Annotated in this window: 19 protein-coding genes; 5 read left to right on the top strand and 14 right to left on the bottom strand. The window is 67.7% G+C overall.

Features of this window, described 5'->3' with window-relative positions:
• Positions 1–11: 11 nt before the first annotated feature.
• The 7 genes from QOZ81_RS12625 to QOZ81_RS12595 form a co-directional block, all read right to left on the bottom strand.
• Positions 12–1,391: a sigma-54-dependent transcriptional regulator gene (locus tag QOZ81_RS12625; protein WP_291205847.1), complete on the bottom strand. Its 1,380-nt coding sequence runs from the start codon at positions 1,389–1,391 to the stop codon at positions 12–14.
• Positions 1,392–1,438: 47 nt separating this feature from the next.
• Positions 1,439–2,026 carry a molecular chaperone TorD family protein gene (locus QOZ81_RS12620; RefSeq protein WP_291205850.1) on the bottom strand — a complete coding sequence of 196 codons (588 nt, stop codon included), beginning with the start codon at positions 2,024–2,026 and terminating at the stop codon, positions 1,439–1,441.
• Between the two features lie 10 nt (positions 2,027–2,036).
• Positions 2,037–3,017, bottom strand: coding sequence for an NrfD/PsrC family molybdoenzyme membrane anchor subunit (gene nrfD / locus QOZ81_RS12615; protein WP_291205853.1), 981 nt, complete (start codon positions 3,015–3,017; stop codon positions 2,037–2,039).
• A 9-nt stretch (positions 3,018–3,026) separates the two neighbouring features.
• Entirely contained in the window at positions 3,027–3,578 is a 552-nt protein-coding gene (locus tag QOZ81_RS12610; RefSeq protein WP_291205856.1) for a 4Fe-4S dicluster domain-containing protein, read from the bottom strand.
• A gap of 11 nt (positions 3,579–3,589) precedes the next feature.
• Positions 3,590–5,776: a molybdopterin-dependent oxidoreductase gene (locus QOZ81_RS12605; protein WP_291205858.1), complete on the bottom strand. Its 2,187-nt coding sequence runs from the start codon at positions 5,774–5,776 to the stop codon at positions 3,590–3,592.
• 63 nt (positions 5,777–5,839) lie between these two features.
• Positions 5,840–7,567, bottom strand: a complete 1,728-nt coding sequence (locus QOZ81_RS12600) for a DUF3373 family protein (RefSeq protein WP_300714777.1) — start codon at positions 7,565–7,567, stop codon at positions 5,840–5,842.
• Between the two features lie 54 nt (positions 7,568–7,621).
• Entirely contained in the window at positions 7,622–7,942 is a 321-nt protein-coding gene (locus QOZ81_RS12595; protein WP_291205864.1) for a c-type cytochrome, read from the bottom strand.
• Positions 7,943–8,233: 291 nt separating this feature from the next.
• Here QOZ81_RS12595 and QOZ81_RS12590 point away from each other — a divergent pair, with 291 nt between their 5' ends.
• On the top strand, positions 8,234–8,611 hold the full coding sequence (locus QOZ81_RS12590; RefSeq protein WP_291205867.1) for a (2Fe-2S) ferredoxin domain-containing protein: 378 nt from the start codon (positions 8,234–8,236) through the stop codon (positions 8,609–8,611).
• Here the strand turns inward: QOZ81_RS12590 and QOZ81_RS12585 are convergent.
• Entirely contained in the window at positions 8,608–9,174 is a 567-nt protein-coding gene (locus QOZ81_RS12585) for an NTP transferase domain-containing protein (RefSeq protein WP_291205869.1), read from the bottom strand. The two genes, QOZ81_RS12590 and QOZ81_RS12585, sit on opposite strands and share 4 nt — an antisense overlap.
• A complete protein-coding gene (gene moaA, locus QOZ81_RS12580; protein ID WP_291205872.1) occupies positions 9,171–10,217 on the bottom strand; it encodes a GTP 3',8-cyclase MoaA in 1,047 nt (348 codons plus the stop codon). Before moaA ends, QOZ81_RS12585 begins: the two co-directional genes overlap by 4 nt.
• Before the next feature lie 145 nt (positions 10,218–10,362).
• Between moaA and QOZ81_RS12575 the strand changes: the two genes are divergently transcribed.
• From QOZ81_RS12575 to QOZ81_RS12565, 3 genes are all read left to right on the top strand, one after another.
• Positions 10,363–11,142: a TatD family hydrolase gene (locus QOZ81_RS12575; protein ID WP_291205875.1), complete on the top strand. Its 780-nt coding sequence runs from the start codon at positions 10,363–10,365 to the stop codon at positions 11,140–11,142.
• Positions 11,118–11,786: a hypothetical protein gene (locus QOZ81_RS12570; RefSeq protein ID WP_291205878.1), complete on the top strand. Its 669-nt coding sequence runs from the start codon at positions 11,118–11,120 to the stop codon at positions 11,784–11,786. The genes QOZ81_RS12575 and QOZ81_RS12570 overlap by 25 nt, the downstream gene beginning before the upstream one ends.
• Positions 11,787–11,879: 93 nt before the next feature.
• The gene (locus tag QOZ81_RS12565) at positions 11,880–13,793 is read left to right on the top strand and encodes a DUF6600 domain-containing protein (protein ID WP_291205881.1); all 1,914 of its coding nucleotides are present in this window, start codon (positions 11,880–11,882) and stop codon (positions 13,791–13,793) included.
• 70 nt (positions 13,794–13,863) lie between these two features.
• On the opposite strand, the gene QOZ81_RS12560 is transcribed toward QOZ81_RS12565, so the two are convergent.
• Positions 13,864–15,648 (bottom strand): acyl-CoA dehydrogenase family protein, encoded by a 1,785-nt coding sequence (locus QOZ81_RS12560; RefSeq protein ID WP_291205884.1) that lies wholly within the window; start codon positions 15,646–15,648, stop codon positions 13,864–13,866.
• A 116-nt stretch (positions 15,649–15,764) separates the two neighbouring features.
• On the opposite strand from QOZ81_RS12560, the gene QOZ81_RS12555 reads away from it, so the two are divergent.
• Positions 15,765–16,457 (top strand): class I SAM-dependent methyltransferase, encoded by a 693-nt coding sequence (locus QOZ81_RS12555; RefSeq protein WP_300714770.1) that lies wholly within the window; start codon positions 15,765–15,767, stop codon positions 16,455–16,457.
• Here QOZ81_RS12555 and QOZ81_RS12550 read toward each other — a convergent pair whose 3' ends face one another.
• The 4 genes from QOZ81_RS12550 to QOZ81_RS12535 all read right to left on the bottom strand — a co-directional run bounded on the left by QOZ81_RS12550 (position 16,458) and on the right by QOZ81_RS12535 (position 20,873).
• Positions 16,458–17,900: a methyl-accepting chemotaxis protein gene (locus QOZ81_RS12550; protein ID WP_291205890.1), complete on the bottom strand. Its 1,443-nt coding sequence runs from the start codon at positions 17,898–17,900 to the stop codon at positions 16,458–16,460. It lies immediately after the preceding gene.
• Entirely contained in the window at positions 17,890–18,411 is a 522-nt protein-coding gene (locus tag QOZ81_RS12545; RefSeq protein WP_291205893.1) for a PAS domain-containing protein, read from the bottom strand. Before QOZ81_RS12545 ends, QOZ81_RS12550 begins: the two co-directional genes overlap by 11 nt.
• Before the next feature lie 70 nt (positions 18,412–18,481).
• Positions 18,482–20,233: an acyl-CoA dehydrogenase family protein gene (locus QOZ81_RS12540; RefSeq protein WP_291205897.1), complete on the bottom strand. Its 1,752-nt coding sequence runs from the start codon at positions 20,231–20,233 to the stop codon at positions 18,482–18,484.
• 91 nt (positions 20,234–20,324) lie between these two features.
• Positions 20,325–20,873 carry an ATP/GTP-binding protein gene (locus QOZ81_RS12535; RefSeq protein WP_291205899.1) on the bottom strand — a complete coding sequence of 183 codons (549 nt, stop codon included), beginning with the start codon at positions 20,871–20,873 and terminating at the stop codon, positions 20,325–20,327.
• Between the last annotated feature and the right edge of the window lie 35 nt (positions 20,874–20,908).

The following is a 20,908-nucleotide window of genomic DNA, read 5'->3' as shown; positions in this document are numbered from 1 at the left end:
CCGCGGCCTGCCTAGTTCTCCCTGGGCTCGATGCCCAGGGCCTTGAGGCGCTTGTAGAGGTTGGAGCGGTCCATGCCCACGCGCTCGGCGACGCGGGTCATGTTGCCGTTCTGGAGGCGCAGCTCGCGCTGGAGGTACTGGGTCTCGAACCAGTCCTTGGCCTCTTTCAGGCTGGCGAACTCGGGGAAGGAGAAGGGATCCTGCTCGGCGAGGTGGCGGGCGGCCAGGGGGCCCAGGTCGCGGGGGCCGATCTCGCTGCCGCGGCCCAGGATGACGGCGCGCTCCATGAGGTTCTTCAGCTCGCGCACGTTGCCGGGCCAGTCGTGGCGCAGCAGCGTGTCCTTGGCCTCGGGGCCCAGGTGCCGGGGCGGGCGGCCGTACTGGCGGCCGATGCGGCTGATGAAGGCCTCGGCCAGGGGCAGGATGTCCTCGGGGCGCTCCCGCAGGGCGGGGATGCGCAGGGGCACCACGGCCAGGCGGAAGTAGAGGTCCTCCCGGAAGCGGCCCCGGGTGATCTCCCCGGCCAGGTCCTTGTTGGTGGCGGCGATGACGCGCACGTCCACGCCCACGGCGCCGCCCCCGCCCACGGGCTCGACGCGGCCCTCCTGGAGGGCGCGCAGCACCTTGGCCTGGGTCTTCAGCGACATGTCGCCGACCTCATCGAGGAACAGCGTGCCGCCGTCCGCCTCGCGGAACTTGCCCTTCTGGTCGCGCACGGCGCCCGTGAAGGCGCCCTTCTGGTGGCCGAAGAGCTCGCTCTCGATGAGCTCCTCGGGGATGGCCGCGCAGTTCACCTCGACGAAGGGGGCGTCCTTGCGGGGGCTCTGCAGGTGGATGAGGCGGGCCACCTCCTCCTTGCCGCTGCCGTTCTCGCCCGTGAGCAGCACCCGGCCCTCGGTGGGGGCCACCAGGGCCACATCGGCCATGAGGCGCTTCATGGCGGGGCTGTCCGCCAGGAAGAAGCGGCCGCCTTCCACCTCGGCCAGGAGACGCTGGTTTTCCTGCTCCAGCTTGGACTGGCGCAGGGCATTGCCCACCACCAGGAGCAGGCGGTCCAGGTCGATGGGCTTCTCCAGGAAGTCGAAGGCGCCTAGCTTGGTGGCCTGCATGGCCGTGTCGATGCTGGCGTGGCCCGAGATCATGACCACCGGCAGGTCGGGCCGGACCTGTTTGGCCTGCTTCAGGGTCTCCAGGCCATCCTGGCCCGGCAGCCAGACGTCCAGCAGCATGAGCTGGAGGCTCTCGCCATCGGGGTTGTGGAGCAGGTCGATGGCCTGCTCGCCCCGCTCGGCCTTCACCACGTGGTAGCCCTCGTCCTTCAGGGCTTCGCCCAGGGACCGCCGGATTCCCGGCTCGTCATCCACCAGGAGGATGGTTGTGGGGGCGCGCATGGATCCATGCTGGACGCGGGACAAGCCTTTGTCCAGCAGGGGGTTGGCTAGATTTCTGCGAGCGCCTTCTCCGTTGCGGGCAACAGGGCGGAGGCCAGGTCGGCGGCCGCCTGGTAGTAGGCGTGGGCGGACACCTGCGGGAGCTGCCCGGCCACGACCTTCACGAGGGGCGAGAGGTGGTCCCGGAGCAGGCGCCGGGCCAGCTCCACGAAGCGCTGCCGCTCGGCCAGGTCGCCCTCGATGACCTGGGCCAGCAGGTGGCTGAGACAGGCCAGTTCCAGTCCCAGGTGATCGGGCGGTACGGCCAGGTCCTCCTGGACGCTGATGTCGGCCTCGTCATAGATGCCCTGGAGGGGCCCGAGCACCTCCGGCGCCATCTGGTGGCCCCGGGCCTGCACGGACTCGAAGAGGTGGACGACGTCTGTGTCCCTGGCCTGGAGGAAGAGGCGGGTGTACTCCACGGACTGCTCCTGGAGGACGAGTGTGTGTGTCGCCATCCGGGCCAGGGGCTCGGCCAGGGCGGGGCTGGGGCCGCCGTTCAGCAGGTCTTCCAGGACTTCCTTCAGGTCTGCATCGGGCTCCAGGAAGGCCTCTGCAAGGATCTGGGCGAGGTCAGCCAGCAGCGCGAGCGTCATGTCGGTCCTTTCAGCGCAGCATTCCCATCTTGTGGAAGCTGCTCAGCTGACCAGCGTAGACGAAGATGTAGCGCAGGAGGAACCCGCCGAAGAGCACCAGTCCGGCGGCCGTCAGGGCGAGGTTCCGGTTCCCGTGGAAGGGCCGCCCCTTGAGGAGGCTGGGGGCCAGCTCATAGACCTCGATGCCCAGGGGGACCAGCAGCCCGAAGCCCAGGAAGCAGACCCAGAAGACGAAGGTGTAGGGGCCGCCCAGGATCAGCCAGAGCGCCTGCTTAACCGCCAGCACGGAGAGCTGCCCGTGGATCAGGTAGGGCAGGATGATGAAGAGCTCCAGCGAGATGAAGATGACGTCCAGCCAGACCAGGAACTTCAGGTCGCGCTGCTCCACGGGGTTCCGCTTGTCCAGCACCAGGGCCAGCAGCAGGGCCGCCGTGCCGCTGGAGAGGGCCGAAAACAGGAACATCTGGGCCACCAGGTTGGTGTTCCAGAAGGGGCGGGCCGAGACGGCGCCCAGCAGCACGCCGGTGTAGATGCCCACGCCGATGGAGAAGGGGAAGCCCACCATGGCGATGGTCTTGCGATGGGCCGAAATATCCACGTTTAGGCGGTGGACCTGTGTCCAGGCGGCGGGCACCTTGGCGAAGAGCTGCTGCCGCCAGTCCTCGGGCAGCCAAGCGTAGGCGTACGCGAAGGCGATGAGGGTGAAGAGGGTCAGAAGGTACGACCCGATGGACATGGGGCTCTCCCACCGGAAGTGGGTGAACAGCTTGTAGAAGCGGTACCAGTGGCCCAGGTCGAGGATGAGCAGGCCCGAGCCCAGGGCCACGGGCCAGGGCGCCAGGAGGGCGCCCATGCGGGCGATGCGGGGGTGGGCCGGCTGGCCGTCCACTTCCAGGTAGTTGGCGAGGCCCGCGGCGAAGAAGAGGCCCGCGGACAGGCCGCCAAGGAACAGGTACACCACGATGAGGAGACCCCAGTTGAATTCGTGCATCACAGTCTCCTAAACCAGGTAGTAGAGCTGGGGGCCATTGCCCGTCTGGGGTTCTTTGACGTGGTGCCGCCGCGTGGAAAGCAGCTCGTGGATGCGGCTGGCGGGATCCTCCAGATCGCCGAAGACCCGGACCTTGCTGGGGCAGGTCTCCACGCAGGCGGGCAGGACGCCGCCGTCGATGCGATGGGTGCAGAAGGTGCACTTGTGGACCGTGCCGCTCTCCTCGTGGAAGTAGCGGGCGTCGTAGGGGCAGGCGATCATGCAGTAGCGGCAGCCGATGCAGTCATCCTCGGCCACCAGCACCACGCCGTCCTTGCGCTGCCAGGAGGCCCCCGTGGGGCAGACCCGCACGCAGGAGGGGTGCTCGCAGTGGTGGCACTGCTCGGGCTCGAAGTCGATGCGGAGCTTGGGGTACTCGCCCTGGTGCTCTTCGTTGATCCAGTTGCGGAAGTTGCCGATTGGGACCTCGTTCTCGGCCTTGCAGGCCACCGCGCAGGCCTTGCAGTTGATGCATTTCCTGGAGTCGATGACGAGGGCGTAGCGCCGTTTCTTCATGGCCATGGTTCACCCCCTCAGGCGTTCGCGACTTTGACGAAGGTTTCGTGGAAGGCGGCGTTGCCGGAGACTTTGTCCCAGGCTGTTTCAAGAAGCACGGCGTCGCTGGCGCCCACGTTGTAGACCAGGCTCTGCATCTTCGACTTCTTGCCGAAGCCGTGGAGCATGAACACGCAGTCGGGGCGGATCTCCTCGGTGACCCGGGCCTTGAGCTTCACGGTGCCCACGCTGCTGGTGACCTGGACGATGGACCCGCTGCGGATGCCGAGGCGTTCCGCGGGTTTCGGGTTGATCCAAAGGTCGTTCTCCTTCATGTGCTCGTTCAGCCAGACATTGTTCGTCTGGTTGGCGTGGGTGAAGTAGCCGACGCGGCCGAGGATGAGGCGGAAGCGATCGCTGGGTGGCGGCACGGGCGCGCTGTAGACCGGCAGCGGGTCGGCCCCGGCCTCCTGGAGCCGCTCGGAGAACAGCTCGATCTTGCCGGTCTTGGTGACGAAGCGGTGGTCGGGGGTGAGCGTCTTGCCGTAGCTGGGCTGGCCGCTGGCGGCCCACACGCCATGCTTCTTCATGTGCTCGGCGGCAAGCGGAATCGGCAGCTCCTTGAACTCGGCCTCGACCCACTGCTCGATGGTGTAGTCGAAGTAGTCGGCGAGCCCCAGGCGCCTGGCCAGGCCCTGGACGATCTCCAGGTTCGGCTTCGTATCGTGGATGGGCTTCACCACTTGCTGCCGGTAGACCACGGCGGGCCAGATGCCGGCCATGACCTCGACCGGATCAGTCCGTTCCAGGTAGGTGCTCTCGGGGAAGACCACGTCCGCATACCAGGCCATGTCGCTCATCTGGACATCGATGACGCCGATGAAGTCCATGCCCTCAATCATCTTCAGGGTCTTCGCCTGGTCGGGCATGGCGTTCATGGGGTCCTGCTTGTAGACCATCCAGGCCTTCACAGGGTAGGGCTTCCCGCTGAGCACGTTCTCGCGCAGCTTCAGGTAGACGCCATCGCCCTTGGCGGCCAGGGGGAAGTGCTTGTCGATCTCGTCCACGCGGGGGGCCTTGGGTTCGTCCCAGGGCATGAAGAGGAACTCGCCCTTGGGCAGCTTGGCGTTGGGCACCATGCCGCCCACCTGGTCCCAGTTGCCCACGATGGCGTTGAGGATGGCCTGGGCCCGGCGCATCTGGAAGTCGTTCTGGTACCAGGAGGAGCGCCGCCCGGCGTAGTAGAGCGCGCGGGGCGCGGCGTCCGAGAACTCCCGGGCGATGCGGACGATGTCCTTCGCGGGGATCTCCGTTTCCTTCTCGGCCCACTCGGGCGTGTAGGGCTTCACGTGCTCGGCCAGCTGGTCGAAGCCTGTGGTGTAGGCGGCGACGAAGTCTTTGCTGTGGCGGTTCTCCTTGATGATCACGTGGATCATGGCGAGGATGAACGCCAGGTCGGTGCCGGGCTTGATGGGGTACCACTCGTCGGCCTTAGCGGCCGTGACCGTGAAGCGGGGATCGAGGTAGACCAGCTTGGCCTTGCGCTCCATCACGCCGCCGATGAGGTCCATGGTGTCGGGCGTGATGATGCTTTCGAAGCGGTTGGCGCCGGACATGATGACGAACTTGCTGTTGAGCAGGTCGAAGCTCGGGACCGTCCCGAACGTGGCGCTGTAGGCCAGGTTCACCGAGGCCAGGCACAGCGTGGGATGGCGCACGAGGTTGGGCGACCCGAAGGCCAGGCCCAGGTTCTTGAAGAAGACCTCCTGGAAGCCCTCAGTGGACGACCACAGCGTGCCTTCGGGGCCGTGCTTGGCCTTCACCTCGGCGAGCTTCTTGGCGGCGAAATCGAAGGCCTCGTCCCAACTCACGGCCTTCCACTTGCCCTCGCCCCGGGCCCCCACGCGGATCATGGGCTGCTTGAGGCGGTCGGGGTCGTAGACCTGCTTGATGGCCGCGTTCCCGCGGGCGCAGAGCATGTCGCGGGACTTGGGGTTCTCGGGGTTCGGATTCAGCTTCTTGACGACCCCCTTCTCCACCACGGCGATGGCGGAGCACTTGTTGGGGCAGAGCTCGCAGGTGGTCGGGACTTCGCGGTTGTCAGCCGCCGCGCTCCGGCCCTTCTTGAAGTAGCTGAGGCAGCCCACCTGGAGGGTGGTGGCGGCTCCGGCGGTGGCGCCCGCGGCCTTCAGGAAGAGGCGGCGATCCATGCGAGTGGTGCCCATGTTGGCTCCTTCTCTATCGTGGGAAGGGCCGGAGGGAAACCCTCCGGCCCTTTCCGCGCGGGGTCAGAACTTGACTTCGATCGACGCGTAGGTGGTCTTCACCGCGGCGGGGAAGCCGTACTGCAGCATCGGGTTCTTGCTCAGGTCGTAGGCGTCCTCCCAGCTCTGGCCGGGCATGGCGGGGCCAGGGGAGATGTGCCAGCCGCTGAAGGCGTGGGTGTACTTGTAGTCCAGGTAGCCCAGGCGGAAGGCGGCATTCTTGGCGAACTGCCAGTGGATGTAGCCCTCCCACACGTCGCCGCGGGTGCCGAGCTTTTCCGTGGCCTCGCCGGTGGCGGGGCTGTAGGTGAACCAGCGAGGCGAGCCGTGGTTGAACTCGACCCCGAATCCGAGGGTCTGGATGGGATCCCAGCGCATGCCCACGTAGTAGGCGCTGGCGGTCTGGCTGTGCGTCGCATCGCCCAGGAGGCCGCCGAAACCGGCGAGCTGCTGGGTGCCGCCCATGTTGGCGGGGAAGGTCCAGTAGGCGCCGTACTGGCTCATCTTGCCGTTGGGATTGCTCTTGATGTGCCCATAGCTGGCGAAGTAGGTGAAAGTGTCGCCGATCTTGTGCTTCCAGGTGGCGGTCCACTGGTCCATGTCGCCCAGGTTGTTGGTGGCCGTGACGTACTGGGTGCTGGGCATGCCGCCCATGCCGGGCATGGCGGGCACGGGGAAGTTGTTGGTGCTGCCGTACGGGATGTCCGTCATGTTCCCGAAGCGGTTGAAGCCAAGGTAGAAGTTCGCGCTCTGGACGCTCTCGCCGAGCTGGAAGAGCAGGGGCATGTCGTACATGACGCCCAGCACGGTGCTGTCCTTGAGGGGGCCGATGTTGTTCACCTGCATGGTGGCCGCGGCGGCATTGGGGCCCTGGGCGGTCCAGTTCACGTTGGTGAAGTTGAAGCCCACGGGGGCGGCATTGGCCTTGACGTTGCCGCCGCCGCCGAAGCCGGACTCGTAGCCCACGCCGTAGCAGATGCCCAGCAGCGTGCCTTCGGGCAGGCCGAGCTTGTCGAGCTGGAACTTGAAGCCGATGCCATCCACGAGGGCATTCACGGCCAGGGCCTGCGGGGTGGCCTGGCGCTCGCCGCCCTCACGCACTTCGAACGGCGGGCCATCGGAGGTGTTCTGGCGGCCGATGGAGAGGATGCCCACGGGGAAGTCGTAGACCAGGCTGGCGCGTTCGACGCGGAGCACGTCGGTCCCGGGGACCTTGGCGTCGTTGAAGGAGTTGGACACGGTGTTGGGCGAGCCGTTGAACACGGGCACGTCGGCGCCGCCGTGGACCTTGTACATCGTCAGGCGCCCCATGATCTTGGCGTGCTCATTGATGGTGATGCCCATCTTGAGGCGCAGGCGGGTGGACCACTGCACGGCGTTGGTGTAGTCCTGGCCAGGGACCTGCTGGGTCAGGGCCATGAAGGGATAGGGGTAGCCCGGGGGCAGGGAGCCCGCCGGGGCGCCGGCGCTCTGGGCGAAGCCCATGAACTGCTGGTAGGGCTTGAAGGTCCACTTGCTGCTCTCGAAGCGGGTGCGGAGGTCACCGCCCCACTGGATGTTGTCGCCGGCGACCTTCGTCTCGACCTTGACGAGGCGGGTGTCGATCTCCTGCGCGGCGGCGGCCTTCTCCTCGACGGCTTTCAGCTGCACCTTGAGCTGTTCGATCTGTTTCTGCAGGTCCGCGTTGGACTGGGCGCTCAGGGCGGCAGGCGCCAGCATGGCGACCAGGGCGAGCATGATTCGGGAGTTCATGGGGTGTTCTCCGGGGGTGGGTTTCAGGGAAGGGGAGGGACGTCGCGGGAACGATCAGCCGCCGCAGGTTTCGGGCTGCGGGGAATCCGAGGCGTGGTTCACCAGGAAGGTCTGCACGTCCTTGACCTGCTCGGGCTTCAGGACGGTGTCGAGCTTCTCGGACCCCTTCTTGTGCTTGCCGGCAGCGAAGTAGGCCTTCCACTGGGCCTGGGTCTTGGAGAGCGGCGTGATCTCCTTGGCGGCGCTGCCGGGGGCATGGCAGGACTTGCAGGTCTTCTTGAAGAAGAACTTGCCCTTGGTGTCGCTGCCGCCTTCGGCGGCCAGGGGCGCGGCGAGCGCGGCGGCAAGGGCGAGGAGCGCGAGGGTGTTCCGCATGGAGCACGTCCTTTCTTGGGGGGAATGGGAGGCAGGGCGACGCCATCCCGGGCCGGGGTGGGCGCTGGGTTCGTTCAATCCGCGGAGGGCCTGCGAGAAAGCCGCGCGGGTGGATCTCGACATTGATGATGAAGAGGTGGATAGCGTGGTCAAGTCGTTCGTGACTATGATCACTATTAATTAAATAACCACAGAGTAATTTGATTCCACGACCCCCGGTTGGCATGGATCAGGAGACCTTCCAGCCGGGCCGACAGGCGGCTGCTATGGTGGGGTTCCAAGGATGCCGCCATGGACCCCGATGCCTCCCTCCCCACGCCTGAGCAGGATGCGGCCGTCACGCCGGTGATGGGGCCTTCGCTGCGGCGGCAAGTCTTGGTGTGCACGTCCAAGAGCTGCACGGCGAACGGCTCCGAGGCCGTGCTGGAGGCCTTCAAGGCCCAGCTCATCGAGGAACAGCTGCTCTTCTACAAGCACAACCGGGAAGGCGAGATCCAGTGCATCCAGTGCGGATCGGTGGGCTTCTGCGCCATCGGTCCGGCGGTGCTGGTCTACCCCGACGGCATCTGGTACGCCCACGTCACGCCGGCGGACGTGCCTGAGATCGTCGAGAGCCACCTGAAGGGCGGGGTGCCCGTCGAGCGGCTGGTGCGGAAGCGGCTGGGCTAGGCCCCGCCCTCGAACTCGGCGCGTTCCTCCGGCGTGTCCACATCCACCCATTCAGGACCGTCGCAGGGGATGGCGAGGTGGGGGAGGGCGGTCGCCAGGCCCATCAGCGAGCGGGTGGTGGAGGTGATGAGGCTGGGGCGGAAACCATCCGGCAGCCAGCCTCCCAGCGGCTGCAGGTGGCCGCCGTGCAGGGCCATGACCCAGTGGGTGGCCTCGGGATCCGCGGCTTCGCCGATCCTCGCCCATTCCGTGAGCCGCTGCGGGGTCCAGCGCACCTGGTCGCAGGCGGCGACCCACCAGCGGTCCACATCGGGGCCATCGGCCCGGGCCCAGACCCGCAGCGCCACGGCGGGGCCTTCGCGGGGATCTTCGAGGCGCGGCAGGTCCGGGTGGTCCGGCAGGGGATCGCCGAGCACCTGCACCGGCCCATCGGGAAACACGGCGGCGAAGACCCGCACCAGGTGGCCTCCCCAGGAGCCGCCCCCGGGGTGGGCCAGCGCGTGCTTCGGGGCGCCCATGCGGGTTCCGCTTCCGCCGCTCAGGAGCAGCAGCCCGGTCTTCATCCGCCGACCTGCCACATGCCCTGGCCGAGCGTGGGCTGCCCGCCCGTGCGCATGGGATGGCAGTCCAGCTTTTCGGTCAGGGCCTGGCGGATGAGCCGCACGAGGTCGTCATGCGTGGCGTGGTTGCGGAGCGGTTCCAGCAGGTCCACGGGCTGGTTGCCGAACAGGCAGGCCTTCAGGGCGCCCTGGCTGGTCAGGCGGACCCGGTTGCAGCGGTCGCAGAAATCCGCGCTGAGGGTGGAGATGACGCCGACCTTTCCGGTGCTGCCGGGGATCCGGAACAGCCGGGCCGGGCCCTCCTCCAGGCCGAGCACGGGTTCCTCCTCCAGCTCGGAACCGAGGCCCTCCTGGATGGTGCGGAGGATCTCCGCCGCGGGCATGAACTGATCCTGCCCCCAGCCATTGCCCTGGTAGGGCATGAACTCGATGAAGCGCACCTGGAAACCGCCCTGCTGGGCGAGGCGGGTAAGCGGCAGGATCTGGTCCTCGTTCCACCCGCGGAGCACCACGGCGTTCAGCTTGGTCTTCAGCCCCACGGACCGGGCGGCTTCCAGCCCCGCGAGGACCTTGCCCAGCTGGTTCTTCCCCGTGAGGCGGGCGAAGGTGGCCGCGTCCGCCGCATCAAGGCTGACGTTGACGCCGGCGAGGCCCGCGTCGCGCAGGGCCCGGGCCTTGCGGGCCAGGTGGAGGCCGTTGGTGGTCAGGTGCACGCGCCCTTCCACCTCGGGGCTGATGCCCGCGATGATGGTCTCGAGGTCGCGCCGCAGGAGGGGCTCCCCGCCGGTGAGGCGGACCTTCCGGATGCCCAGGCTGGTGAACACCTTCACCAGCTGGACCACCTCGTTGCGGCTCATGGCCGGAGGCTGCCTCCGCTCGGCGACCCCGGTCCGCGGCTTGCAATAGACACAGGCGAGGTTGCACTGCTCGGTGACGGACACCCGCAGGTAGGTGATGCCGCGGCCCAGCCCGTCCTTCAGGCCATCCTTCACGCGGAGCATGCGCGGCAGATGGTTCTCGGGCGGGGTGGCAAAGAGGGGGGACACGTCGGCTCCAGGCACCTACAGGATGCAGGCATCGATGGGCTCCGGTCCGTGATCGTGCCCAAGGTCACAGCCGGCACCGGGGTGGGAACCTGGATCCCCCGGGCCGCCGTTCTGCGCATACCCGCGTTCGTGGGACCATGGGGCCATGCTCGTGGACGCGCACTGCCATCTGACCGGTTCCCACCTGGCCGACGACCAGGTGGAGGCCACGCTGTCGCGGGCCAGGTCCCATGGCGTGACGGGATTCATCGCCGTGGGCACGGACCTGGAGGATTCCAGGGTGGTCCTGGCGCTCACCACCCGCATTCCGGACGTCCAGGCCAGCCTCGGCGTCCACCCGCACGAGGCGAAGAGCTGGTCGCCGGAGGTGGAGGCCGAACTCGGCAAGCTGCTGGCCGATCCCGCCGTGCGCTTCGTCGGGGAGACCGGGCTCGACTGGCACTACGACCTGAGCCCGAGGGACGAGCAGGAAGCGGCCTTCCGCGCCCAGATCCGCCTGGCCAAGGCCTTCCGCAAGCCGCTGATGATCCACACCCGCTCGGCCCCCGAGGCCACGCTGCGCATCCTGGAGGAGGAGGGCGCCGACGCCGTGCGCGGCATCATCCACTGCTTCAGCGAGGACCGGGCCTTCGCGGTGCGGGCTCTGGACCTGGGCTTCTACCTGAGCTTCTCGGGCATCACGACCTTCAAGAAGGCCGAGGCCGTGCGTGACGTGGCGGCCTGGGCCCCCGCCGATCGCATCCTGGTGGAGACCGACGCGCCCTTCCTGGCCCCGGTGCCCTACCGGGGAAAGCCCAACGAGCCGGGCTTCGTCCGGTTCACGGCCGAGGCCGTGGCCGAGCTGCGGGGCATCCCCGCCGTGAAACTCGCCGAGCTGACCACTCGGAACCTGGAGGCCCTGTGCGGCTGGGCGCCCTCTTCCTGACCGTCGCGGTCCTGGCCGCGCCCGGACTGGCCGCCCAGGGGCGCCAGCCGCTCCCGTGGGAAGGGCTGGCACCCCTGGACTGGCAGGCGCGTCCAGACACCGCCGCAGGGACACCGTACGAGGCCACCCCCTCCTCCGGCCCTGTGGAAGCCCGGCTCACCGCGGACGGGACCCTCAGCGTCAAGGATGCCCGGGGCATCATCCGGTTGCAGACCGGCCTGCCCGGGCGCCCCCTCAAGGCCTGGCGGGACGGGGGCCTCCCCCTGCCGGCCCCTTCCGGCGCCTGGTCCTTCCCCTCGGACTCGCCCCTGAGCCAGGGGCTGGGTGGGCTGCTCTGGGGGGCCGCGGACTTCCGCCCCTTCCTGCGGGGCCTGCTGTGGGTCATCGAGGATGGGGAGACCGTCCTCACCGTGGCGCACCCGGCCACGGCCCGGGTCATCCACCTGCCCCTGCCGCCCGGAAGGGATCTCCACCTGAGTTTCCTCCCGGATCGGCTCGAGGTGAGCGCGGGTGAGGTGGACCGGGGGGCCCCGCGACGCTGGGCCATCCCCTGGATGGGCCTGCTTCCCCGGCTCGCGGCGCTGGGCCCGCAGACGGGTCCCGCCAAGGCGGGTTCGGCCCTGGCCCCCTTCCCGAAGGAGTGACCCCCGGGGTAAATGGCCAGTTGGCACGACCCTGGCAGTCCCTCCGGCGGGAACCGATCCTTCGGGAGCCGGCATCCATCCCGCGGAGGGACCATGCACTCGACCTTCTCCTACTCCCGACTTGCCGCGCTGCTGCTGCCTGCCGCGATCCTCGTGGCCGGCCCGCAGGCGCCCGCGCCCCCCGAAGATGAGACCTACCAAGGCGAAGCCCCCGAACGCTACGCCATGGTGCGGGCCCTGGAAGGCGATGTTCGCATCCGCAAGGGCGACCTCGAGGAGAGCCTGAGCCGTGGCACCCCCATTGCCGAGGGCGATGTCGTGGAAAGCCGCGGTCGTGGCGTTCTGCAACTGGGCGATGGCACCCGCGTGGCCTTCGGTGGTGCGACCCGGTTCACCGTGGCTGCCCTCTTCACGGACCGCAAGGGCGAGAAGCAGGTGCTGCTCCGCCTGGACTACGGCCGGATCCGCGTGCTGCTGGGCGGACAGTCCGATGCCCGCTTCCGCGTGGACACGCCTTCGGGCACGGCCACCTGCTTCGACAAGGGCGGCTTCACCCTCGAGGCTGAGCGGGACCGGGTGGTGCGCCTGAAGGTCCACAGTGGCCGGGTGACGTTCGCCAACGAGCGGGACGAGGCCCGCATCACCGCCGGGGAGCGGCTGACCGTGTACAGTCCCCAGGACGGGCTGGATCGCGTCCGCGGCTTCAACACCTATGACGGCGACGAGTTCGACCGCTGGAGCGACCGGGCGGTCATCGTCCAGCGTGGCGAGAGCTGGGATCGCGTCCCCCCTGAGATCCGCTACTACGCCGATGAACTCGACCACAACGGCCGCTGGGTGCAGTCCGAGGAATTCGGCTGGGTCTGGCAGCCCAACGGCGTGGCCGAGGACTGGCGGCCCTACTACCAGGGCCGCTGGGCGCCTTATGCGGGCGGCATGACCTGGGTGTCCGACGAACCCTGGGGCTACGTGGCCTACCACCATGGGCGCTGGCACTGGGGCCTGGGCGTGGGCTGGTTCTGGATCCCCGGCATCCACTACAGCCCAGCCTGGGTGGCCTGGAATCACACCCCTGGCTACTACGGGTGGGCGCCTCTCGGCTACTACAACACGCCCTGCCAGTGGGGCTACGGCGCCTGGCGCGGTGGCTTCGCCTGGAACGTGGTGGCCGTGGTCAACATCAACCTGGGCAGCGTCCACCGCCACATGTACAACGACGTCACGGTGCTCCACCACTTCAACGACGTCCCCGGCGGGACCGCCTGGACCGGCGGCGGCCGTGATCTCCGCGCTCCCTGGCAGCGCTCGCCCCTGATCGTCTCCAACGCCGAGTTCCGGAATCCCGGCCAGATCCAGGTCGCCTTCCAGCGCGACGTGCACCGGGAACGGATGGTGGCCTACGAACGGCAGGCCCGTGAGACCACGGGACGCGAGGTTCTCCGCCGCGACTTCCGGCCGGCGGGTCCGGTGGAAGTCCGCCCCGGCTCGCCCGCTTCCGTTCCCGCCCGCATACCCTTCGAGGACCGCAGCCGAGCTGGCGCCGGTACTGCTGATCGCGCGACGCTGCCCCGGGAACGGCCGGTGGAACCGAAGCCCCGCATCGAGGAGAAGCGCCCCGGCCAGGCGCCCCGCGAACGGCCCATGGAACCCCGCCCCCAGGCCGAGGTGCCGCGTGAGCGCCCCGTCGAATCCAGGCCGCGCCCGGAGGAGCGCCGCCCCGATCCACGGCCCCGCGTCGAGGATCGCCGCCCTGAGCCCAGGCCTCTTCCGGAGAAGTCGGTGGAGCCCATGCCGCGGGAGCGCCCCGTGGAGCCCCGTCCCCGCTTCGATCGCGAGGAACGGCGCCCCGAGCCGGCGTTTCGCGAGCGCAATCCCGAACCCCGTCCCCGCGAGGAGCGTCGCCCGGATCCCCCCAAGGCCGCCGAGCGCGAGAGCCGACCCGCCCCCAAGCCGGAAAAGCCCCGCGAAGAGAAGAAGAGCGAGGGACCGCGCGAGTTCCGTCGCTGAATGAACGTGGATCATGAAGAAGGGCCCCATCCGGTGCCCTTCTTCTTTTCGTCGGTGCGGAGCGCCTGGATCAGGCCACCTCGATCGGGTAGATCCCCTTCTGAATGAGCTCACTGGCGATGCGTCCCCGCAGGCGGGCGCTGCTGGTGGGATGGAATTCCGTGAAGGCCTTCACGCCGGCCAGGGCGTGGCGCAGGGCCTCGCCCTCGACCACATCGGCGCAGAGCATGCGGGCATTGCCGTGGACCTTGTGCCAGCTTTCGTTGACGAAGAGCTCTGTCATGTCGCGGGCGATCTGGGCCCAGCGGTGGCCGGTCTCGACCATGCGCTCGGCGCGCACCACGGCGCTTTCCATGGCGTAGATCTCCATGAGCATGTCGCTCATGCGGGCCATGACCTCCTGGTTGTCCACCAGCTTCTGGCCCAGCACCTGCACGGCCAGGCCCGCGGCCAGCATGCACTGGCGCTTGCTCAGTTCCACGCCGTGCTTCAGGCGGGCGAGGGGGCCCGTGAAGGTTTCGGCCTTGATGGGGTTGGCGATCTCCTTGGCCACCTGCTGGCCGAACTGCATGAGGGGCAGCTCGCCCTTCATGGCGCGCTTGAGGAGGGTGCCCGCGATGAGCAGGCGGTTGATCTCGTTGGTGCCTTCGAAGATGCGGTTGATGCGGCAGTCGCGCAGGGCCTTCTCGGGCGGGTACTCGGCGCTGAAGCCGTAGCCGCCGTAGGCCTGCACGGCCTCGTCGGCCACGAAGAAGAGGGCCTCGCTGCCCCAGACCTTGGATATGCTGCACTCGATGGCGTACTCGTCGATGGCGGCCATCTTGTCGGCGCCGGCGGTGGGGCTGTCCCAGCTGGTGGCGTGCAGCGCCTCGTCGATGTACCCGATGGTCCGGAAGTTCAGGGCCTCGAGCACGAAGATCTTGGTGGCCATGTCCGCCAGCTTCTGCTGGATCATGCCGAAGGCATTGATGGACTTGCCGAACTGCTGGCGCTCGGTGGTGTAGCGGATGACGTATTCGAGGATCCGCTTCATGCCGCCCTGGCTGCCCAGGCCCAGCTTGAAGCGGCCGATGTTGAGGATGCCGAAGGCGATCTTGTGGCCCTTGCCGATCTCGCCCAGCAGCCGGTCCTTGGGGATGCGGCAGTTCTCGAGGATCACGGTGCGGGTGGAGCTGCCCTTGATGCCGAGCTTCTTCTCCTCGGCGCCGGTGCTGATGCCGGGATCGGTCTTCTCGACGATGAAGGCGCTGAAGTGCTGGCCGTCGATCTTGGCGAAGATGATGAAGACATCGGCGAAGCCGGCGTTGGTGATCCACATCTTGGTGCCGTTCAGCACCCAGCTGTCGCCGTCGAGCACGGCCGTCGTCTTGGCCGCCAGGGCGTCGGAGCCGCTGCCAGCCTCGGTGAGGGCGTAGGCGGCCAGCCACTCGCCCGTGCCGAGCTTGGGCAGGTAGGCCTGCTTCTGGGCCTCGGTGCCGAAGTAGACGATGGGCAGGGTGCCGATGCCGGTGTTGGCGCTGTAGGTCACGGCGAAGCTGCCCTGCTTGCTCATCTCCTCCAGCACGAGCATGGCCGTGCGCTTGTCCACGTCCATGCCGTCGTAGGCCTCGGGGATCTCCAGGCCCAGCAGGCCCAGTTCTCCGGCCTTCTTCATGAGCTCCACGGTGAGGGGCAGGTCCAGCTTGTCGATCTGCTCGTCGCGGGGCAGCACCTCGCCCTGGATGAAGTCTTTGGCGGCCCGGGCGAATTCCTTGGCGTCATCGCCGAATTCCTCGGGCGTGAACTGGGGCATGGCCCCGATGGGGGTCAGCAGGAAACTGCCTCCCTTGACCTGCTCTGCAGCAGCGTTGCTCATCTCGGTCCTCCGGATTGGGTTGGGTTCAAGATGGAAGGCCCGAGGCCGCTTGCCTAGCCTCTACCTTCGGTCAACGCGCTCCTACTCTGGTTCAATAGAAGGTCCCAGGAGGTTGGATGCTGGAAGGCAGGCAAGTGCAGCAGATGTTTTCGGCCATCGCCGGGAAGTACGACCTCCTGAATCACGTGCTTTCAGGCGGCGCGGATTTCTGGTGGTGGTGGCGCATGGCCCGGGCCAGCGGAGCCGGTCCCGGGAAGCGTTTCCTGGACGTTGCGGCGGGCACGGGGGATTCGAGCCTGGCGCTGGCGCGGCGCGGGGCCGAAGTGGTGAGCACGGACTTCACCCACGCCATGCTGCGCCTGGGGCCTGCGAAATTCGCGCGCAAGGGGTTCGCAAAGCTCATCTGGGCCTCCAGCGACGCCGACGCCCAGCGCCTGCCCTTCCGGGAGGCCAGCTTCGACGGGATCACCATCTGCTACGGCATCCGGAACGTGGAGGACCGCCCCCGGGCCTACGCCGAGTTCCTGCGGGTGCTGCGCCCCGGCGGGCAGCTCACCATCCTGGAGTTCAGCACGCCGGTCCTGCCCGGCCTCAAGGCCTTCTACGACTGGTACAGCCTGCGGGTGCTGCCCCGCATCGGGAGCTGGATCAGTGGAGACGCCTCGGCCTACACCTACCTGCCGGAGAGCATCCGGACCTTCCCCGATCAGCAGGCCCTGGCGGCGGAACTGGAAGGCGCGGGTTTCCGCGAGGTCCGCTGGACGAACCTCACGGGGGGCATCGTGGCCCTGCATGAAGCACTGAAGTAATCAGACCGCGCGGTGCCGCTCCTCGACCATTCGGTCGAGCACCTGGACCACCTCTTCGCTGGCCCGCTCGGCGGCTTCGTAGTGGCCATAGATGCGGTTCTGGACTTCGGAGTCCTTCTCCCAGCCGCCAGCCAACAGGCCGGCCGCCTCCTGGATGTGCTGGTGGACCCGGGCGTGGGGGGCCTCGAGGCGGTTGAAGGACGGGACGTGGGAGAACATCTCGGCGCCCTGGCCCTCGTAGTACCAGGTCCCCAGGCGGCAGCCCCGGTGATCGGTCTGGATGGCGCGGGACTCGGCGGACTGGGCGCCCTGGTGGATCACCCGGTACCCGTTCTGCTTGAAGAGGAAGTGGTCCACCTTGACCAGGGAGGCGAAGCTGAAGTCCTGGGCCTTGTTGATCTGGGTGAGCGAGGTGTTGGCGGAATCGGCGAACTTCAGCACCTGGGCGCGGAATTCCGTGACGGCGTTCCGGCTGCCCTCGGCGATGTCCTTCACCTGCTCGGAGTCCTTGATCATCCGGCTGGTGGCCTCGCCGAAGGATTCGATGGTGGCCGCGATGGAGGCGGCGGCATCCTTGGTGTTCTCCGAGAGGGTGCGCACCTCCTCGGCGACGACGGCGAAGCCCTTGCCGATCTCGCCGGCATGGGCCGCCTCGATGGCCGCGTTCAGGGCCAGCAGGTTGGTGCGGTCGGCCACATCCGTGATGACCTGGACGATCTGGTTGATCTCCTCGCCCTTTTCGTGGAGCAGGGTCGTCTGGGCATTGGTGCGGGCGATCATCTCGGCCACCTGGTTGAGGTTCGCCACCAGATTCTCGATGGTGGCCCGGCTGCCCTCGGCATCCCGGGCGGTCTCCTTCGAGATCTGGCCCACGATGCTCAGTTCCTGGGTCATGTCCATGAGGTATTCCTGGATGGACTTCAGGTTCGCGATGAGGTTCCCGGAGTTGAGGTCGGTGATCCGGCCGATCAGCTTCTCCTTGAGGGCCATCTGCTGCACCTGGCCGAGGCTTTCCACCGACACGTTCACCCGGACGATGGCGTCCTTGAACGAGCCGTGCAGCCCCTGTTCCATGGCCAACCGGTAGGTCTGTCCGTGCGTGGCGTGTTCGAAGGCGGAGAGCACCTCGCGGAAATAGGCCTCCTGCTGGTCCAGCAGGTCGTTCACGGCCCAGGCCAGCTCACCGGTGGCCGCGCCGGTCTTGATGCCGGTGAGGCGCTGGTCCAGGCTGCCCCGGGCAGCCGCCTTGAGAATGGCGGTCAGATGGTCGATGGCCTTCCGGATGCGGATGATGGAATAGAGCGCCAGCGCCAGCAGGAGGGCCGTGGCGCCGAAGTCGACCCAGGCCCAGGTCGTCAGCCGGCTGGCCCCGGAGGCCAGGTGGCCGAAGAGCAGGAACAGCCCCAACGAGATGGCGACGAGGTAGTGGAGCCTAGAGCCCAAAGATAAATTCTTCATAGCTCACGCCCTTCTTTTCGAGGTGCTGGTGGAGGATGTCCGTGGAGGCCTTCATGCCGGCCTGGCCGTCCCCGGCCCTGCGCTCGGCCTCGAGCATGATGCGGTAGAGGCCCTCGACGGCCTGGATGGCCTCAGGCCTCGGCTTCCGACGCACCGAGTAGTAGCCGATGAGATTCCCGTGGGCGTCGAAGGAGGGCGTCACGTTGGCGAAGACCCAGTAGAAGCTGCCGTCCCTGGCCAAGTTCTTCACGTAGGCCGAGATCTCCTGTTTCGATTGGATGGTGTCCCAGAGGAGCTTGAACACGGCCCGGGGCATGTCGGGATGCCGCAGGATGCTGTGCGGAGCACCGAGAAGCTCGCGCTCCGAGTAGCCCGAGATCTCGATGAAGATGCGGTTCCCGTAGGTGATGACGCCCTTCAGATCGGTCTTGGAGACGATGAAGTCGTCCTCGCCCAGGACCTTCTCATGCTGGGTGGGTTGGGGCCTGACGCTCATGGGGGGATCTCCACCCTACTGATATCGGGTGGAGATCCCCCTGGGCCTGAGTTTTGGGCCTTCCAGCGGGTCAGACCGCCGAGATCGGGTACCGGCCCTGATCCACCAGGGCCTGGGCGATCCGCTGGCGCACGGCGGACAGGGCCACGGGGGCCGGGGCCTGCATGGCGAGGAGGTCCGCCACCAGGGCGTCCAGGACCGCATCCGAGGCCAGCTCTGCGGCCAGCATGCGCGCTTCGGCCTGGATGCGGTTCCAGGCCTCCTGGGCGTAGGCCGTGGCCAGGTCCAGGGCCAGGGCGGACCAGCGGTGGCTGGCGGCGGCCATCTTCTGCGCGCGAACCACGGCGGCTTCCATGGCGTAGATCTCCAGCAGCATGTTGGCGATGCGGGCCGCAGCCTCCTGGTTGTCGAGGATCTTCGGCCCGTGCAGCCCCTGGGCCAGGGCGATCACCTTGAGGGCCCGGGCCTTGGACAGGGCCACGGTGCGGAGCAGGTCATCCTGGGGTAGGTCGAGGGGCGCCGAGGTGGCCTGGGCCAGGGGCAGGCCGTCCACGCCGCTGCAGCGCTTGAGGAAGGTCTGGGCGATGAGCAGGCGGTTGATCTCGTTGGTGCCTTCGAAGATGCGGTTGATGCGGCAGTCCCGGTAGATCTTCTCAGGGGGATACTCCGCGCTGAAGCCTGCGCCGCCGAAGGACTGCACGGCGTCGTCGGCCGTGGCGAAGAGGGCCTCGCTGCCCCAGACCTTGGACATGGAGGCCTCCATCGCGTACTCATCGATGGCCTTCATCTTGTCGGCGCCGCCGGTCTCGCTCTCCCAGCTGGTGAAGGCCAGGGCCTCGTCCAGGTAGCCGATGGTGCGGAAGCTCATGCTCTCGCCCACGAAGATCCGCACGGCCATGTTGGCCAGCTTCTGCTGGATGAGGCCGAAGGCGTTGAGGGGCTTGCCGAACTGGGTGCGCTCGCCAGCGTATTTCAGCGTGTATTCCAGCACCCGCTTGCCGGCGCCCACGGAGCTGGCGCCCAGCTTGAAGCGGCCCACGTTGAGGATGCCCAGGGCGATGCGGGCGCCCTTGCCCTTGCCGCCCAGCAGCCGATCTTCGGGGATGCGGCAGTTCTCCAGGATCACGGTGCGGGTGGAGCTGCCCTTGATGCCCATCTTCTTTTCCTCGGCCCCGGTGCTGATGCCGGGGTCGGTCTTCTCGACGATGAAGGCGCTGAGGTGGCTGCCATTGATCTTGGCGAAGATCACGAAGACATCGGCGAAGCCGGCGTTGGTGATCCAGGCCTTGGTGCCGTTCAGCACCCAGTGGCCGTCCTGCAGCACGGCGGTGGCCTTGGCCCCCAGGGCGTCGGAGCCGCTGCCGGCCTCGGTCAGCGCGTAGGCCGCGCACCACTCGCCCGTGGCCAGCTTGGGCAGGTACTTGGCCTTCTGCTCGGGGCTCCCGAAGTAGACGATGGGCATGGTGCCGATGCTGGTGTGCGCCGTGTAGCTGGTGGAGAAGCTGGCCTGCTTGGCCATCTGCTCCAGCACCAGGAGGGCCGTCTTCTTGTCCAGGTCCAGGCCGCCGTATTCCTCGGGGATCTCCATGCCCAGGATGCCTAGGTCGCCGGCCTTGGCCAGCAGGTCGCGGGTGAGCTCCAGGTCCAGGTGGTCGATCGCCTCGTCCCGGGGCAGGATCTCGCCGTTCACGAAGTCCCGGGCCGCCTCGGCGATGGCCAGGGCCTCCTCGCTGTTCTCCTCAGGAGTGGCCTGGGGCAGGGTGCCGGCGGGATGGAACATGAAACTGCCGCCGCGTACCAACTGGGTCTCGTCCTGGGCCATGGGGAACCTCCAATCCAACCATGATCTACCCGGAGTCAGGGCCTCTCCAGTTCAATTCCCGAGAACTGGATCACAAATAAGGACCGACGAGTCAGATAAGTCGCCTCTGCCCCTTGGGGTGGTTCAGAACGACCTGCCTGACCCGCTCGATCCAGGTGGGACGGGCTCCGGGTTCGAGCCGTTCATGGGGCAGGCCCCGCTCCTCCAGCAGCTTGTCCACCAGCTGGTCCACGGCCTGGGCGAAGAACGCATCCGTGTCCCGCACGCCATCCGCGGCGAGCTGCCCACTGAAGGGCACCTTGAAGAGCAGGTCGTAGCTCTTCATCCAGTGGTGCATGTACCGCTCGATGGGCAGCTGGCGGCCGAAGGCCAGCATCATGTAGGCGTAGTTGTCCAGCACGCTGCGGTCGCAGACGAGGACATCGTGCTGGCTGCCCGAGCGGATCTCCTCGGCCATCTGGGTGAGGAAGATCCAGGTCTGGGCCTCCAGGGAGGTCTTCTGGTTGATGGGGAGGGGCGAAAGCCGGGCCACCTCCTTCACGATGTCCACGTGGACGCCCTCCCGCTTCAGGGCCGCGGCCAGTTCGTAGCAGAGGGTGGTCTTCCCGACGCCGTGGGTGCCGATGAATGCGACCTTCACTCGGCACCTCCTGTGCCTCGCCCTGCGGGCTTCGG

Origin of the sequence: Geothrix sp. (assembly GCF_030219325.1) — a bacterium.
GTDB lineage: Bacteria > Acidobacteriota > Holophagae > Holophagales > Holophagaceae > Geothrix.
Note: the sequence above shows the minus strand (reverse complement) of the source record. Positions and strands in the feature narration are given on the sequence as shown.

Bases quoted from the DNA above. Each gene is read 5' to 3' on its own strand.
- QOZ81_RS12620 (WP_291205850.1), bottom strand. From the start codon at position 2,026: ATGACGCTCGCGCTGCTGGCTGACCTCGCCCAGATCCTTGCAGAGGCC.
- QOZ81_RS12605 (WP_291205858.1), bottom strand. From the start codon at position 5,776: ATGGGCACCACTCGCATGGATCGCCGCCTCTTCCTGAAGGCCGCGGGC.
- QOZ81_RS12585 (WP_291205869.1), bottom strand. From the start codon at position 9,174: ATGAAGACCGGGCTGCTGCTCCTGAGCGGCGGAAGCGGAACCCGCATG.
- QOZ81_RS12560 (WP_291205884.1), bottom strand. From the start codon at position 15,648: ATGAGCAACGCTGCTGCAGAGCAGGTCAAGGGAGGCAGTTTCCTGCTG.
- QOZ81_RS12595 (WP_291205864.1), bottom strand. From the start codon at position 7,942: ATGCGGAACACCCTCGCGCTCCTCGCCCTTGCCGCCGCGCTCGCCGCG.
- QOZ81_RS12590 (WP_291205867.1), top strand. From the start codon at position 8,234: ATGGACCCCGATGCCTCCCTCCCCACGCCTGAGCAGGATGCGGCCGTC.
- QOZ81_RS12625 (WP_291205847.1), bottom strand. From the start codon at position 1,391: ATGCGCGCCCCCACAACCATCCTCCTGGTGGATGACGAGCCGGGAATC.
- QOZ81_RS12555 (WP_300714770.1), top strand. From the start codon at position 15,765: ATGCTGGAAGGCAGGCAAGTGCAGCAGATGTTTTCGGCCATCGCCGGG.
- QOZ81_RS12565 (WP_291205881.1), top strand. From the start codon at position 11,880: ATGCACTCGACCTTCTCCTACTCCCGACTTGCCGCGCTGCTGCTGCCT.
- nrfD (WP_291205853.1), bottom strand. From the start codon at position 3,017: ATGCACGAATTCAACTGGGGTCTCCTCATCGTGGTGTACCTGTTCCTT.
- QOZ81_RS12610 (WP_291205856.1), bottom strand. From the start codon at position 3,578: ATGGCCATGAAGAAACGGCGCTACGCCCTCGTCATCGACTCCAGGAAA.
- QOZ81_RS12600 (WP_300714777.1), bottom strand. From the start codon at position 7,567: ATGAACTCCCGAATCATGCTCGCCCTGGTCGCCATGCTGGCGCCTGCC.
- QOZ81_RS12575 (WP_291205875.1), top strand. From the start codon at position 10,363: ATGCTCGTGGACGCGCACTGCCATCTGACCGGTTCCCACCTGGCCGAC.
- QOZ81_RS12545 (WP_291205893.1), bottom strand. From the start codon at position 18,411: ATGAGCGTCAGGCCCCAACCCACCCAGCATGAGAAGGTCCTGGGCGAG.
- QOZ81_RS12540 (WP_291205897.1), bottom strand. From the start codon at position 20,233: ATGGCCCAGGACGAGACCCAGTTGGTACGCGGCGGCAGTTTCATGTTC.